General features: G+C 64.3%; 16 protein-coding genes. 6 read left to right on the top strand and 10 right to left on the bottom strand.

The features are described 5' to 3' along the window. Positions 1 to 63: 63 nt before the first annotated feature. The 6 genes from hemA (at position 64) to I9018_RS27055 (ending at position 5,418) form a co-directional block, all read left to right on the top strand. A complete protein-coding gene (gene hemA / locus I9018_RS27080) occupies positions 64 to 1,338 on the top strand; it encodes a glutamyl-tRNA reductase (protein ID WP_068578702.1) in 1,275 nt (424 codons plus the stop codon). Next, entirely contained in the window at positions 1,338 to 2,420 is a 1,083-nt protein-coding gene (gene prfA, locus I9018_RS27075; RefSeq protein WP_068578703.1) for a peptide chain release factor 1, read from the top strand. The genes hemA and prfA overlap by 1 nt, the downstream gene beginning before the upstream one ends. Further along, the gene (gene prmC / locus I9018_RS27070) at positions 2,421 to 3,251 is read left to right on the top strand and encodes a peptide chain release factor N(5)-glutamine methyltransferase (RefSeq protein WP_241107971.1); all 831 of its coding nucleotides are present in this window, start codon (positions 2,421 to 2,423) and stop codon (positions 3,249 to 3,251) included. After that, positions 3,245 to 4,000, top strand: a complete 756-nt coding sequence (locus I9018_RS27065) for a molybdopterin-synthase adenylyltransferase MoeB (RefSeq protein ID WP_068578713.1) — start codon at positions 3,245 to 3,247, stop codon at positions 3,998 to 4,000. Before prmC ends, I9018_RS27065 begins: the two co-directional genes overlap by 7 nt. Next, positions 3,993 to 4,784 carry a glutamate racemase gene (murI, locus tag I9018_RS27060; protein ID WP_068578707.1) on the top strand — a complete coding sequence of 264 codons (792 nt, stop codon included), beginning with the start codon at positions 3,993 to 3,995 and terminating at the stop codon, positions 4,782 to 4,784. Before I9018_RS27065 ends, murI begins: the two co-directional genes overlap by 8 nt. 115 nt (positions 4,785 to 4,899) lie before the next feature. Continuing rightward, complete coding sequence (locus I9018_RS27055) at positions 4,900 to 5,418, top strand: acyloxyacyl hydrolase (protein WP_068578709.1); 519 nt, start codon at positions 4,900 to 4,902, stop codon at positions 5,416 to 5,418. 7 nt (positions 5,419 to 5,425) lie between these two features. Here I9018_RS27055 and I9018_RS27050 read toward each other — a convergent pair whose 3' ends face one another. From I9018_RS27050 to I9018_RS27005, 10 genes are read right to left on the bottom strand one after another with little or no spacing between them, the layout of a single operon-like run. Continuing rightward, on the bottom strand, positions 5,426 to 5,731 hold the full coding sequence (locus tag I9018_RS27050) for a YkgJ family cysteine cluster protein (protein ID WP_124347423.1): 306 nt from the start codon (positions 5,729 to 5,731) through the stop codon (positions 5,426 to 5,428). A gap of 54 nt (positions 5,732 to 5,785) precedes the next feature. Further along, the gene (locus I9018_RS27045; RefSeq protein ID WP_241107970.1) at positions 5,786 to 6,301 is read right to left on the bottom strand and encodes a DUF2878 domain-containing protein; all 516 of its coding nucleotides are present in this window, start codon (positions 6,299 to 6,301) and stop codon (positions 5,786 to 5,788) included. Continuing rightward, entirely contained in the window at positions 6,294 to 7,565 is a 1,272-nt protein-coding gene (locus I9018_RS27040) for a cyclopropane-fatty-acyl-phospholipid synthase family protein (protein WP_241107969.1), read from the bottom strand. Before I9018_RS27040 ends, I9018_RS27045 begins: the two co-directional genes overlap by 8 nt. Continuing rightward, positions 7,552 to 8,367, bottom strand: coding sequence for a DUF1365 domain-containing protein (locus I9018_RS27035; RefSeq protein WP_241107968.1), 816 nt, complete (start codon positions 8,365 to 8,367; stop codon positions 7,552 to 7,554). Before I9018_RS27035 ends, I9018_RS27040 begins: the two co-directional genes overlap by 14 nt. Then, positions 8,364 to 9,611 (bottom strand): FAD-dependent oxidoreductase, encoded by a 1,248-nt coding sequence (locus tag I9018_RS27030; protein WP_241107967.1) that lies wholly within the window; start codon positions 9,609 to 9,611, stop codon positions 8,364 to 8,366. The genes I9018_RS27035 and I9018_RS27030 overlap by 4 nt, the downstream gene beginning before the upstream one ends. Beyond that, positions 9,608 to 10,378, bottom strand: coding sequence for an SDR family NAD(P)-dependent oxidoreductase (locus I9018_RS27025; protein ID WP_241107966.1), 771 nt, complete (start codon positions 10,376 to 10,378; stop codon positions 9,608 to 9,610). The genes I9018_RS27030 and I9018_RS27025 overlap by 4 nt, the downstream gene beginning before the upstream one ends. Beyond that, on the bottom strand, positions 10,375 to 10,800 hold the full coding sequence (locus tag I9018_RS27020; protein WP_241107965.1) for a nuclear transport factor 2 family protein: 426 nt from the start codon (positions 10,798 to 10,800) through the stop codon (positions 10,375 to 10,377). Before I9018_RS27020 ends, I9018_RS27025 begins: the two co-directional genes overlap by 4 nt. Beyond that, entirely contained in the window at positions 10,793 to 12,232 is a 1,440-nt protein-coding gene (gene phrB, locus I9018_RS27015; RefSeq protein ID WP_241107964.1) for a deoxyribodipyrimidine photo-lyase, read from the bottom strand. Before phrB ends, I9018_RS27020 begins: the two co-directional genes overlap by 8 nt. A gap of 13 nt (positions 12,233 to 12,245) precedes the next feature. Beyond that, positions 12,246 to 13,181, bottom strand: coding sequence for a MerR family transcriptional regulator (locus tag I9018_RS27010; RefSeq protein ID WP_124347430.1), 936 nt, complete (start codon positions 13,179 to 13,181; stop codon positions 12,246 to 12,248). Positions 13,182 to 13,184: 3 nt separating this feature from the next. After that, on the bottom strand, positions 13,185 to 14,135 hold the full coding sequence (locus tag I9018_RS27005; RefSeq protein ID WP_241107963.1) for a DUF523 and DUF1722 domain-containing protein: 951 nt from the start codon (positions 14,133 to 14,135) through the stop codon (positions 13,185 to 13,187). Positions 14,136 to 14,152: the final 17 nt, after the last annotated feature.

Raw genomic sequence — 14,152 nt, 5'->3', positions numbered from 1 at the left:
AGTTGTTCTGAGTCTGTCGAAGTAGGACAATTGCCGGCTTCTCGACATCATCAGCGACCTTGAATGGCCTTCCTTGCACTTGGTATTAACCACAAGACTGCTTCCGTAGACGTCCGCGAGCGCGTGGCCTTTACTCCTGAGCAGTTGGTTGAGGCCTTGCAGCAGCTCTGCCGACTCACCGACAGCCGCGAAGCTGCGATCCTCTCCACCTGCAACCGCAGCGAGTTGTATATAGAACAGGATCATCTTTCGGCGGATGTCGTGTTGCGCTGGCTGGCGGAATATCACCAGCTGAGCCTAGACGAACTACGCGCCAGTGCTTATGTGCATGAGGATGATGCGGCAGTTCGTCACATGATGCGCGTGGCTTCGGGCCTGGACTCACTGGTGCTGGGCGAGCCGCAGATTCTCGGCCAGATGAAGTCGGCCTATGCCGTGGCCCGCGAGGCCGGGACTGTCGGACCGTTGTTGGGCCGCTTGTTCCAGGCGACCTTCAGCGCCGCCAAGCAGGTGCGTACCGACACGGCCATCGGCGAGAACCCGGTGTCCGTGGCCTTTGCCGCCGTCAGCCTGGCCAAGCAGATCTTCAGCGACCTGCAGCGCAGCCAGGCCCTGCTGATCGGTGCCGGCGAGACCATCACGCTGGTGGCTCGTCACTTGCACGAGCTGGGCGTCAAGCGAATCGTGGTAGCCAACCGGACCCTTGAACGCGCCAGCCAATTGGCGGAACAGTTCGGCGCCCACGCGGTGCTGCTCTCGGACATTCCCCAGGAACTGGTGCACAGCGATATCGTCATCAGTTCCACCGCCAGCCAATTGCCGATTCTTGGCAAGGGCGCGGTGGAAAGCGCCTTGAAGCTGCGCAAGCACAAGCCCATCTTCATGGTGGACATCGCCGTTCCTCGTGACATCGAGCCAGAAGTCGGCGAGTTGGACGACGTTTACCTCTATACCGTCGATGATCTCCACGAAGTCGTCGCCGAAAACCTCAAGAGCCGCCAGGGTGCGGCACTGGCTGCCGAAGAGCTGGTGAACATCGGCGCCGAGGATTTCATGGTGCGCCTGCGCGAGCTGGCGGCGGTGGACGTGCTCAAGGCCTATCGTCAACAGAGCGAGCGCCTGCGCGACGAAGAACTGCAAAAGGCCCTGCGCATGCTGAACAATGGCAGCAGCGCCGAGGACGTGTTGGCCCAGCTAGCCCGCGGCCTGACCAATAAACTGCTGCACGCGCCGAGCGTGCAGTTGAAAAAGCTATCTGCCGAAGGCCGCCTCGATGCGCTGGCCATGGCCCAAGAACTGTTTGCCCTCGGTGAGGGCTCTTCGGATAAAACCCCGTAATGAAAGCGTCACTGCTCAGTAAGCTGGATATTCTCCAGGACCGTTTCGAGGAACTGACCGCCCTGCTTGGCGATGCCGAGGTCATTTCCGATCAGGCCAAGTTCCGTGCCTACTCCAAGGAGTATGCGGAGGTCGAGCCGATCGTGGCCGCCTACAAACAGGTGCTCAAGGTCCAGGCCGACCTGGAGGGCGCCCAGGCGCTGCTCAAGGACAACGATCCGGACCTGCGGGAGATGGCCGTCGAGGAAGTCCGCGAGGCCAAGGACCAACTGGTCGAACTGGAGAGCAACCTGCAACGCATGTTGCTGCCCAAGGACCCCAACGATGGGCGCAACGTGTTCCTGGAAATTCGCGCCGGTACCGGTGGCGACGAAGCCGCGATCTTTTCCGGCGACTTGTTCCGCATGTATTCGCGTTATGCCGAGCGGCGTGGCTGGCGCCTGGAGATTCTCTCGGAAAACGAAGGCGAGCATGGCGGCTACAAGGAAATCATCGCTCGGGTCGAGGGTGAGAATGTCTACGGCAAGTTGAAATTCGAGTCTGGAGCGCATCGCGTGCAGCGAGTGCCCGCCACCGAATCCCAGGGCCGCATCCATACCTCCGCCTGCACCGTGGCCGTGCTGCCGGAGCCGGATGAACAGGAAGCCATCGAAATCAATCCGGCCGACCTGCGCATCGATACCTATCGCTCCTCCGGCGCGGGTGGCCAGCACGTGAACAAGACCGACTCGGCCATCCGTATTACCCACATTCCATCGGGGATCGTGGTGGAGTGCCAGGAAGAGCGCTCCCAGCACAAGAACCGCGCGCGCGCCCTGGCCTGGCTGTCGGCCAAGCTCAACGACCAGCAGGCCAGTGCTGCGGCCAGTGCCATTGCCAGCGAGCGCAAGCTGCTGGTGGGTTCGGGCGACCGCTCCGAGCGTATCCGTACCTACAACTTCCCACAGGGCCGTGTTACCGACCACCGGGTCAACCTGACCCTGTACTCCCTGGATGAAATCATCGCCGGGGGGGTGGAGGCGGTGATCGAGCCGTTGCTGGCCGAGTACCAGGCCGATCAACTCGCGGCGTTGGGTGAGTAAATGACCATCATCGCCAGCTTGCTGCGCGCCGCGCAATTGCCGGATTCACCCACGTCGCGACTGGATGCCGAACTGCTCCTGGCCGCGGCCCTGGGCAAGTCCCGCAGCTTTCTTCACACCTGGCCCGAACGCATCGTGCCCAGCGAAGCCGCCCTGCTGTTCGCCGAGTACCTGCAGCGGCGCCGCTCCGGTGAGCCCGTGGCCTATATTCTTGGCCAGCAGGGTTTCTGGAACCTCGACCTGGAAGTCGCGCCCCATACCCTGATCCCACGTCCTGATACCGAACTGTTGGTGGAAACCGCATTGCAACTGCTGCCGGCAAGCCCGGCCCGGGTCCTGGACCTGGGGACCGGCAGCGGTGCCATTGCCCTGGCCCTGGCCAGCGAGCGCCCGGCCTGGAAGGTCACGGCCGTGGATCGAGTGCTGGAGGCCGTAGCCCTGGCCGAACGCAATCGCCAGCGCCTGCACCTGAACAATGTGACGGTGCTCAGCAGCCACTGGTTCGACTCCATCGATGGGCAGCGTTTCGAGCTGATTGTCAGCAACCCTCCGTATATTGCCGAGGCAGACCCGCACCTGATCGCTGGCGATGTGCGTTTCGAGCCGGAGAGTGCCCTGGTGGCGGGCAAGGATGGCCTGGACGATCTGCGCCTGATCGTGGCCCAGGCTCCCGAGCACCTGGTGGCCGGCGGCCGGCTGGTGCTCGAGCATGGCTACGACCAGGCGCCGGCGGTGCGTGAGTTGCTCGGCGCCCGAGGGTTCATCGACGTTCACAGCCGGGTCGACCTGGGTGGCCATGAGCGCATCAGCCTGGGATGCCTGCCGTGCTGACCGACCAGGAGCTGTTGCGCTATAGCCGCCAGATCCTGTTGCAGCAGGTGGATATCGACGGTCAGTTGCGTCTCAAGCAAAGCCGCGTATTGATCGTCGGTCTCGGTGGCCTGGGGGCTCCAGTGGCGCTCTACCTGGCAGCGGCGGGCGTTGGCGAGTTGCATCTGGCGGATTTCGATACCGTGGACATGACCAACTTGCAGCGCCAGATCATTCACGACAGCACCACTGTCGGAGCGCTCAAGGTGGATTCGGCCATCAGCCGTCTCACGGCCCTCAACCCGGACATTCGCCTGGTACGTCACCCGTTGGCGCTGGATGAGGACACCCTGGCTGCGGCAGTGGCCGATGTTGACCTGGTACTGGACTGCTGTGACAACTTCAGCACCCGTGAAGCCGTGAATGCCGCTTGCGTGGCGGCCGGCAAGCCCCTGGTCAGTGGCGCGGCGATTCGCCTGGAAGGGCAATTGTCGGTGTTCGACCCGCGGCGTCCGGAGAGTCCTTGCTACCACTGCCTGTATGGGCACGGCAGTGAGGCCGAGCTGACCTGTAGCGAGGCCGGGGTCCTGGGGCCGCTGGTGGGGCTGGTGGGCAGCCTGCAAGCGCTGGAAGCCTTGAAGTTGCTGGCTGGTTTTGGCGAGCCACTGGTGGGGCGGCTGCTGCTGATCGACGCACTGGGCACACGCTTTCGCGAGCTGCGGGTCAAGCGCGATCCAGGCTGCAAGGTGTGCGGTGGCCTGCATGAGTGAGGCGCCGGTTGCGGTCTTCGATTCCGGCGTGGGTGGCCTCTCCGTCCTGGCGGAGATCCAGCGCCTGCTGCCCAATGAATCTCTGCTGTATTTAGGCGACTGTGGGTACATCCCCTACGGCGAGAAAACCCCCGAGTTCATCCGCCAGCGTTGCACGCTGATGGCGCGCTTCTTCCGCGAGCAGGGTGCCAAGGCCCTGGTGCTGGCCTGCAATACCGCCACCGTGGCGGCGGTAGCCGAGTTGCGCCGGGATTTTCCCGACTGGCCCATCGTCGGCATGGAGCCTGCAGTCAAGCCCGCTGCGGCGGCAACCCGCAGTGGCGTGGTCGGGGTCCTGGCAACTACCGGGACTTTGCAAAGTGCCAAGTTCGCCGCCTTGCTCGATCGTTTTGCCGCCGATGTAAAAGTCGTCACTCAACCTTGCCCAGGGTTGGTGGAGATGATCGAGAATGGGGACCTGCACAGCGATGCCCTGTGCCAGTTGTTGCAGGGGTATGTCGAGCCGCTGCTAGCGGCCGGTTGCGACACCATCATCCTGGGGTGCACCCACTATCCCTTTCTCAAGCCGGTGCTGGTGCGGATGCTGGGGCAACACATCAGCCTGATCGATACCGGGGCCGCGGTAGCGCGTCAGCTCCAGCGCCTGCTGGACGAAGCGGGCCTGCGCGCGCAAGGGCCAGCCGGCGAAACCCGGTTCTGGACGAGCGGCAATGTGCCGCACTTTGCCCAAGTGCTGCCCATCCTGTGGCAAAAATCCGTTAGTGTGCATCCTTTCGATTTGTGAAAAAAACGTGAAACCCTATCGTTTGCGCTGAACTTCTGGCTCGGCGCGGACTTCTATAGCCTGTCTACACAGGTTGTATAAAAACGTTCAAAATCATTCAAAAAGGATGTTCCTGATGAAGCGAGTGTTTTGTCTGGCCGCGCTTGCGGCTGCGTTGTTGGGGCAAAGTGTTTCCGCACAGGCGGCGGGGGTCGAATTCTCCGTAGGACAGACCGGGGACTCGACGCAAACCTATCGGCTAGGCATGCAATTGGATTGGGACAAGAGCTGGCTGCAAAGCGATGTCGGTCGCCTGACCGGCTACTGGAGCGGCGCCTACACCTATTGGAATGGTGACAAGAAGTCGAGCAACCATAGCCTGTCGTTCTCCCCGGTGCTGGTCTACGAGTTCGCAGCAGGCAGCGTCAAACCCTACGTCGAGGCGGGAATTGGCATAGCGGCCTTCGCTCATACCCAAGTGGAAGACAACAAGCTGGGCTCGGCCTTCCAGTTCGAGGATCGCATCGGCTTTGGCCTGCGCTTTGCCGGGGGCCATGAGGTCGGCATTCGCGCCACGCATTACTCCAACGCTGGCTTGCGCTCCCCCAACGACGGGGTCGAGAGCTACGCCCTGCACTACACCATGCCGCTCTGACCAAGGCTCAGCGATACGCCGTGGCGATACCCCGGCGTTCGCTCAGGCAATCGGCCTCGCCCAATTCGAATTCGCGGCAGATCAGCGGGCGCAGCTCATAGATCGTGCAACGCATGCTGTCGCGATCCAGCGCCGCGCACCAGCCATCATCCAGGCGGCGCATCACCTCGCCTCCCCAGTCGTCGGTATCGATAAAGCGCTCGGGCACCCCGGTATCGGTGATCAGCATCACTTCCAGCTGGCAGCAGCAGGCGGCGCAGGTCGAGCAACTGATGGCGGGTTCGGCGATGGGGGTAACGGGGATGGTGGTCATAGGCGCGCAGTGTAAGGCAGTGGGGCCTGGCTGTGTGAAAGCCCTGACCAACGCTCAGCCTTCGGTGGCCAGTGGTGGAGCCTCGGGGGTCGCTCGTGCCAACACGTGCAGCAGTGGCAGCAGCAGGGCCCAGAGCACTCCCAGCCCGACCAGGGTTGGCCCTGTTCCGTAGGGAAAACTCACGCCGGCCAGGCGCCCCCCTGAGTAGTAGGACAGCGGACCTGCCAGCGCTCCCAGCAGGCAGGCCCGCCACCAGGGGCGGGCACTCCAGGCCAGGCCGTGGCGCAAGGTGCTGGCCAGAAGGACCCAGAGCAGCATCAGCCAGAAGGGAATCAATAGACTGACTTGCTGGAACTGAAACACCCCCAGCCAATTCAGGAAGCTGTCCAGGGTGATGCCGATCAGGGCAATGCCGAGCATCATCGAGCCTTCGTCGCCCCAGCGGCCGACCCAGCGAAAGTGCGCCAGTACGATCACCACTCCAAGCAATAGCCACAGGCTGTCGCCACTGAGCACGCAGGTGAACCAGCCCAGCTGGAACAACAGGGCATTGAGCAGTTGCCTAGGCATCGAGGCGCCCTAGCAGGGGTTGTGGCGCCGCAGCGGGTTTGGCCAGCAGCAGTTGCGCGGTGCCGATGGCGCGTTCCAGGAAGCCGCCTTCGCAGTAGCACAGGTAGAACTCCCAGAGCCGCAGGAAATAGGGGTCGTAGCCCAGTTCGCCCAGGCGGCCGTGGGCGCGGCGGAAGTTCTCGTGCCACAGGCGCAGGGTCCGGGCGTAGTGCAGGCCGAAGTCTTCCATGTGCAGCAGGTTCATGTCGGTGTCGCGACTGACCACCTCGAGCATTTTCTGCACGCAGGGCAGGGCGCCGCCGGGGAAGATGTAGCGCTGGATGAAGTCCACGCCGTTCTTCGCCTGCTCGTAGCGCTGGTCGCGAATGGTGATGGCCTGCAGCAGCATCAGGCCGTTGCTCTTGAGCAAGCGTGCGCATTGCTTGAAGTAAGTGGGCAGGAAGCGGTGGCCCACGGCTTCGATCATTTCGATCGACACCAGCTTGTCGTACTGGCCGCGCAGGTCGCGGTAATCCTCCAGCAGCAGGGTCACCCGGTCCTGCAAGCCGGCGGCGTCGATCCGCTGCCGGGTGTAGGCGAACTGTTCCCTGGACAGGGTCGTGGTGGTGACCCGGCAGCCATAGTGCTGCGCGGCATACAGGGCCATGCTGCCCCAGCCGGTGCCGATTTCCAGCAGGTGGTCCTCGGGAGTGAGCGCCAGCTTCTGGCAGATGCGCTGCAGCTTGTTCAACTGGGCCTGCTCCAGGCTGTCCTCGGCACTGCGAAACTGCGCGGCGGAATACATCATGGTGGGATCGAGGAACTGCTCGAACAGCTCATTGCCCAGGTCGTAGTGGGCGGCGATGTTTTTCTGCGAACCCTTGCGGGTGTTGCGGTTGAGCCAGTGCAGGCCGCGAACCAGCGGCCGGCCGAGCCTGGCCAGGCCGCCTTCCATGGCGTCCAGCACTTCCAGGTTGCTGACGAACACGCGGATGACCGCTGTCAGGTCCGGGGTGCTCCAGTAGCCATGGATGAAGGCTTCGCCGGCACCGATGGAGCCGCTGCTGGCCACCAAGCCCCAGACGCTGCTGTCATGGACGTGGATTTCTCCCTGCAGGGCGCCTCCGCTGCTGCCGAACACCCGTCGCTCGCCATCTTCGTAGACCACCAACTGGCCGTGCCGAAGTTGCGCCAGTTGCCGCAGCACGCCACGGCGCAACAGGTTGGCGGTGAGGCCGTGAGTGCCGAACAGAGTGGTTTTGGCCGAGACGCTAGAGGATTTCATGGCGGCGATCCTTGGGGGGTACGGTGGCTGTGCGAAAGGCGCCAACGGCGGCCTGATGGGGAAAAAAGCGCAGGCCCTTGGCAGCCAGGAGCAAGGCCTGCCAGTAGATCGCCAGGCAAGTCTTGGCGGTCATCCACGGAAAGCGCCGCAGATATTGGTGCAGGCTGCGGCGATCCAGGGCCTGGCGTTGCAGGTTGAGCGTGGCGTCGAACAACTTGAGCTCACCCTGCCAGTCGGCCATGTGCACGCCGAGACGCTCGGCCGGAGGACTGAAACTCATGCGGTACTCCAGATCCCGGGGCAGGAATGGCGACACGTGAAAGGCCTTGGCCACGGCGAAATGCTGGTACTCCGGGGACTGTGCGTTGGGCGGGCTGGCCGGCAGCACATAGTGATAGCGCTCGCGCCAGGGGGTGTTGCTGACCTCGCAGAGAATCGCCGCCAGTTGCCCATCGGCCTCGTAGCAGTAGAAGAAGCTCACCGGGTTGAAGGCCAGGCCCCAGCTGCGCACCTGGGTCAGCAGGCATATTTTGCCGCTCGGTGCATGGCCGGTGGCCGCGGCCACCTGCTGGCGTACGGCGTCTATCAGGTCCATGCCCCGGCTGGTGAAGGCCGGTAGGTAGTCGCCTTGACGAAAGGCAAAGGGCGCGAAGCGGCTCCGGCCAGCCAGGGGCGAGAGGCCCAGCACCGCGTCCTGTTCCTCCAGGTCCAGGTACAGCAAGCCGATCCGGTAGCGGAAGGCGTGGCACTTAGGGGCGAAGCGCCGGTGGCTGATCCAGCCGCTGTACAGGGCGCTGTTCACAGTTGCTCCCCGAAGGCCTGGGCCACCCGCAGGGCACTGACCACGCCATCCTCATGGAAACCGTTGGCCCAGTAGGCACCGCAGTAGAAGCTGTGGCGGGCGCCTTGCAGTTCGCTCCAGCGCGCTTGCGCGGCCACCGCCCCCAGGCTGTATTGCGGATGGGCATAGGTGTAGCGGGCGAGAACTTTCGATGGATCGATGGCCGCGCTCTGGTTGAGGCTGACGCAGAAGGTGGTACTGCTCTGCAGGCCCTGGAGAATGTTCATGTCGTAGGTCACGGCGGCGGCCTTCTCGGCGCTGGCGTCGAGGCGATAGTTCCAACTGGCCCAGGCCAGGCGGCGGCGCGGCAGCAGTCGGGTATCGGTGTGCAGCACCACGTCGTTGTCGGCGAAGGGCAGCGCCTGGAGGATGTCCTGTTCGGCGCGGCTCGGGCTGGCCAGCAGCCGCAGGGCCTGGTCGCTGTGGCAGGCGAACACCACCTTGTCGAAGCGCTCGCTGCCAGCGGCACTGTGGATCACCACGCCGAGTTCGTCGCGCTCGACCCTTTGCACCGGGCAGCCCAGGCGGATGCGCTCGTGAAACGAGGCCGTCAGTGGTTCGATGTAGCGGCTTGAGCCGCCTTCGATCACGTACCACTGGGGGCGGTTGTTCACCGACAGCAAGCCGTGGTTCTTGAAGAAACGAACAAAGAACTGCAGGGGGAAATCGAGCATCTGCCCCTGTGACATCGACCAGATCGCCGAGCCCATGGGCACGATGTAGTGCTGGATGAAGCGCTCGCCGTAGCCCTGGCTCTTCAGGTAGTCACCGAGGGTGGTCGAGGCCGTGATCCGCTGGTTTTGCAGGTCGAGCAGTGCGTGTTGGTTGAAGCGCAGGATGTCCCGCAGCATGCCCCAGAACCCCGGCGACAGCAGGTTGCGCCGCTGGGCGAACAGACTGTTGAGGTTGTTGCCGTTGTACTCCAGGCCCGTGGCCGGATCGCACACCGAGAAGCTCATTTCGGTGGCTTTGAATTTGACGCCGATCTGCCCCAGCAGCCGGATGAAATGGGGGTAGGTCCAGTCGTTGAAGACGATGAAACCGGTGTCCACGGCTTGGGTCTCGCCGTTGAGGCTGACCTGCACGGTATGGGTGTGACCGCCGATCCAGCTGCCAGCCTCGTAGACCTGGAGGTCATGACGACGGTTCAGGAGGTAGGCGCAGGTCAGGCCGGCGATGCCGCTGCCGATGATGGCGATTTTCATGGGGCATTCCCCGCGCGGGCCAGGCGTTTGGCGAGGGCCAGTTGCAGGCGGCCGGGCAGCCAGGAAAGCAGCTTGAGCGCGAAGATGAACGGGGCGGGGAACGCAATCTCCAGATCCCGGCGGGGCAGGCGCTTGTGGATATGCCGAGCGGCCTTCCGGGCGCTCCAGCGCATGGGCATGGTGAAATCGTTGCGTGCGGTCAGCGGCGTGTCGACAAAGCCCGGGCTGACCAGGGTCACGTCGATGCCTTCGGCAGCCAGGTCGATGCGCAGGGACTGCAGCAGATAGCGCAGCGCCGCCTTGGAGGCGCCGTAGGCACCGGCCCGGGGCAGCGCCAGATAGGTCACCGAGCTGGCCACACCCACCAGGTGCGGGTGATTGCCGGCGCGCAACAACGGCAGTGCGGCTTCGATGCAGTAGCCGGCGGCCAGCAGGTTGGTATTCAGTACCCGCTCGATCAGCGCTGAGTCGAATTGCTGCACCTCGATGTACTCGCAGGTCCCGGCATTGAGGATCACGCTGTCCAGGGCACCCCAGGCCTGGGCGATGCGCTTGCCGATTTCGCGCACCTGCAAGGCGTCGCCAAGGTCGCCCGGCACCACCAGCACCCGGCCCGGGTAGCGCTGGGCCAGGGCCTCCAGCGGCTCGCGCGAGCGGGCGCTGAGCGCCACCTGGGCACCGGCTCCGAGCAGCTCTTCGGCCAGCGCTGCGCCGATGCCGCTGCTGGCGCCGGTGAGCCAGATCCGCCTTGGCATGGCCGGGTTCATCCGAGCCTCCTTTTCAACCAGGCGATCACTGTCCCGATCAGTGGCAGGTGTTCGTAGAGCAGGGCTCCCGCGTCGAAATAGTCGCGGTGGCGATAGACCCGGGCGTCACGCCATTGCAGGTGTGAACAGCCGGCCACCTGGATCAGGCCGCCGCCATTGAGGCGCGGGTGGTGGTAGCTCATGGTCCAGCGCAGGTAGCCCTGGCCTTCGGCGCACTGGTCGCTGCCGTGGAAGTCGAAGCGCAGTTCGCGGGCGTTGGCGTACAGCTGGGCGAAGTAGTCGCGCAAAGGGGCCAGTCCATGAACCTCGTGCAGAGGGTCGGTGAACTGGATGTCATCGCTGTAGAGCTGGCCCAGGCGATCGAGGTTGTGGGCGTCCAGGGTGGCGAATTCCCGGGCGAAGTGGTCGAGGAAGTCACTCATGGCCTGCATCCAGCCGCGAGGGCAGTGCCTTGAACGCCGCCAGGGCCCGTTCCCGGGACCGTGACAGATCTACCATCGGCGCCGGGTAGTCGGCGACGCCGAACAGCCCGCCCAGGGTCGCCGGGTTGTGGATATCTTTTTTGTTCAGCCCGGCCAGTTGTGGCAGCCAGTGCTTGATGAAGCGCCCCTCGCTGTCGAATTTCTGCGATTGGCTCACCGGGTTGAAGATGCGGAAGTAGGGTGCGGCATCGGTGCCGGTGGAGGCGCTCCACTGCCAGCCGCCGTTGTTGGCCGCCAGGTCGCCGTCGATCAGGTGCCGCATGAAGAAACGCTCGCCTTCGCGCCAATCGATCAACAAGTTCTTGGTCAGGAACATCGCCACCACCATGCGCAGGCGGTTGTGCATCCAGCCGGTCTCCAGCAACTGGCGCATGGCGGCATCGATGATCGGCAGGCCGGTGCGGGCTTCTTGCCAGGCCGCCAGTTCCTCGGGAGCGTCGCGCCATTTCACGGCTTCGGTTTCCGGTCGGAAGGCGCGGTGCCGGGACACCCGTGGGTAGCCCGCCAGGATGTGCTTGTAGAAGTCGCGCCACAGCAGCTCGTTGATCCAGGTGACGGCCCCGGGGTTGCCGCTTTCGAACTCGCCCTGGTTGCTGAGCAAGGCGGCGTGCAGGCATTGGCGGGGCGAGATCACGCCGGCGGCGAGGTAGGGCGACAGCTGGCTGGTGCCGGGCTTGGCCGGAAAGTCGCGCTCGCCCTGGTAATAGTGGATCTGTTCATCGGCGAACCGCTCCAGTCGCGCTTGCGCCTCGTCTTCGCCGGCTGGCCACAGTTCGCGCAAGCTCGGGCCCGGGGTGGGGAAGCCGTCGACCTGATCTGGCAGCGGATCGGCATTGATCGGCAGCGGTATCTGCGCCCTGGGCGCGCTCACCAGCGCGGGCAGCGCGGTGTGCAGGCGGTGGTAGCAGACTTTGCGGAACTGGCTGAAGACCTGGAAGTAGCCGCCGCTCTTGGTCAACACGCTGCCGGGTTTGAACAGCAGTTGATCGAAGTGGCCTTGGACGCTGATACCGGCCTTCTCCAGAACCCTTGTCACCGCTTCATCGCGACGGTTTTCGTGGACGCCGTATTCCTGGTTGAAGTGCAGCATGCGTATCTGCAGTTGCCGGCACAGATCCAGCAGGACCTGGGGCGCCTGGTCCCAGGTGGCGGCGCTGCGAACCAGCAGGGGGATGTTCAGCTGGCCCAGGGCGGTACTCAGCGATTGCAGGTTGCGCAGCCAGAAATCGATCTTGCAGGGCGCATCATCATGGGCCTGCCACTGCTCCGGGCTCAAAAGGTACACCGCCACGGTCGGGCCCCGCTGGGCGGCGGCGCTCAGGGCGGTGTTGTCGTGTAGGCGCAGGTCGCTGCGCAGCCAGATCAATTGCATGTCGGTTTCCGGATCAGAAAAGTCCTCGCTCGAGCAGTGCCTGGCAGGCCGCGATCGGGTCTTGGGCCAGGTGCAGATCGGCGATTTCAGTGATACATACGGACCACTCGGCGGGGTGGATGCACACCGCGGGTCCGGCGATGAATTTTTTGCAGGCAATGCCATTCAGCAGCCGTGGCAGTTGGGCGGGGTTGAGCGCCTTGCTGGAGTACAGCAGCAGGCCCCGGGCCTGCAGGCGCTCGGTGGCCAGGGCCAGTTCGCCACCTGGCAGGGGCCAGTCGAAGACCTCTACCGGGCAATCGGCGCTGCTGGCCAGCCAGGCAGTGAGCCACAGATGGGGTTCCAGGGGCCGGTCCGACTGGTTGACCAGCAACAGCGGCGCGCCCTGCACCTGGCGGTTGTTGTGGTAGATCCGTGCGCCGAGCTTGCTGCGCAGCCAGGTGTAGAAGAACACCTGTTCCATCTGGCTGCCGAACTGGCCCTGCCAGCGCTGCTCCAGTTCCGCCAGCAGCGGCATCAGCAGGTGCTCGCACAGGGTCCGCGGCGGATACAGCGCCATGGCCTGGTTGAAGGTGTCGTCCACCTTGCGTTCCGCCAGTTGGCTTATAGCCTGGACCAGGGTCTGGCGCAGGCGCTGCCAGTCATTCTCCACCGCCGAGCTGGAGCTGGCGGTGTTGGTCAGCAGGTGCTTGACCTGGCTCACCGCAACCCCGCGATTGAGCCAAGTCAGGATGTTCAGGATCTGCTGCACCTGTTCCTGGGAGTACAGGCGATGGCCCTTGGGCGTGCGTCGGGGCACGATCAGCCCGTAGCGCCGCTCCCAGGCTCGCAGGGTGACGGCGTTGACCCCGGTCTGGCGCGCTACTTCGCGGATCGGCAGCCAGCGTTCCTCCAGAGGGTCCTGGTACGGGGCGCTGTTTTCGTCAGCCGCTAGGGTGAGGTCTTTCATGGCTCAGATCGCATTGCGCAGGCTGAGGTCTTCGGGGTGCGGCTGCAGGTACAACTGTCGGGCAATGTAGGGATCGGGGTTCTGGCGCAAGTGGTGCTTGAGCAGGGTCAGGGGCACCACCAGCGGGACGATGCCCAGGCGGTACTGACCGATGACGTGCTGCATTTCCTGTTTGTCTTCGGCGCTGATGGCTCGCTTGAAGTAACCGCTGATGTGCTGCAGCACATTGCTGTGGGTTCCGCGGGTGGCGCAGCGGCTCAGCGCGGTCATCAGCTGGCTGAAGTAACGCGGGCCGATCAGTGCCGGGTCGCCCTGGCCCATGTTGCCCAGCAGGTTGCCCAGGGCCTTGTACTGGACCGGGTGATGGGCCATCAGCAGGTATTTGCAGCGCGCGTGAAAGTCGGTGAGGGCGCGCCGGGTCAGGCCTTGCTTGAGCAGTACCTGCCAGTCGCGATAGACGTAGACCCGGGTCAGGAAGTTCTCCCGCAGCACCGGATCGTTGAGGCGTCCGGCTTCTTCCACCGGCAGGTCCGGGTGCCGGGCGCAGAAGGCCTGGGCATAGACGCCGCGGCCGCCGTGGCGATGGGGAATGCCGTTGGCCTGGTACACCTTGACCCGCTCCAGCCCGCAGGACGGAGAGCTCTGCATGAAGATGTAGCCGCAGATATCGTCCAGCTGCACGGCCATGCGTTCGGCGTATTCCACCAGGGCCTGGGTGGCATCCCGGCTGCTGTCCCGCGTGCCCACGGCCCGTGGCTGTGCGGGGTCGCCCACCAGGCGGATCGGTTCCCGTGGGGTGCCCAGGCCAATGGCAACTTCTGGGCACAGGGGCAGGAAATCGAAGTAGTCCTTGAGTACCTGGCTGCACAGTCGGGACTCCTTGTGGCCACCGTTGTAGCGGACCTCGGCACCCATCAGGCAGGCGCTGATGGCGATTTTCGGCTGGGTGGACATGGTTCGACCTCCGGGGG

Source organism: Pseudomonas sp. MPFS, assembly GCF_022537035.1.
In the GTDB taxonomy this organism is placed as follows: Bacteria; Pseudomonadota; Gammaproteobacteria; order Pseudomonadales; family Pseudomonadaceae; genus Aquipseudomonas; species Aquipseudomonas sessilinigenes.
Note: the sequence above shows the minus strand (reverse complement) of the source record. Positions and strands in the feature narration are given on the sequence as shown.